The organism is Halorubrum sp. Atlit-28R (assembly GCF_003665955.1).
In the GTDB taxonomy this organism is placed as follows: domain Archaea; phylum Halobacteriota; class Halobacteria; order Halobacteriales; family Haloferacaceae; genus Halorubrum; species Halorubrum tropicale.
Genome location: NZ_QPLS01000309.1, coordinates 1 through 431 on the forward strand (window position 1 = coordinate 1; position 431 = coordinate 431).

Annotated in this window: 1 protein-coding gene; it reads right to left on the minus strand. The window is 45.9% G+C overall.

Features of this window, described 5'->3' with window-relative positions; genetic code table 11:
- A partial coding sequence (locus DVK06_RS18835) for a hypothetical protein (protein WP_158600119.1) occupies positions 1-431 on the minus strand: 431 nt, incomplete at both ends.

Consider the following 431-nt stretch of genomic DNA (forward strand, 5'->3'; position numbering starts at 1 on the left):
TCATATAGCTTTGTTTGCCCAGAAAATACATCAGGAAAATGGGAGCAGCGAGCGCTATTTGTATACCTTGATCATTTGCCAACATCAGCCCCTCAAAAATAGCATCTCCCAGCGTTTTCTGTCCAGTTATGTAGTAAGCCCAAGACACAAAATTAACTGAATAAACATACTCCAGAAAGAGGCGCCCTGCAGCAATGATCGGCAATAAAACGAGGAACGGTTCAGTAACCTTGTTGCGGTAGACGAAGCTGATCGCTCCTATCACCAGAAAAAAAGCCATGATCAGCGTCGCATGGCGCGCAAAAACAACGAAAATAAATACTGCAAAGGCTGGGCAAAATAGTCCCCACAGAAGTGGAGTTCGGGAATGGGCGAAGGCGGAAAGAATGGCGCCGATGAGAACAACAATAGCCCAGGAATAAAAGAACGGC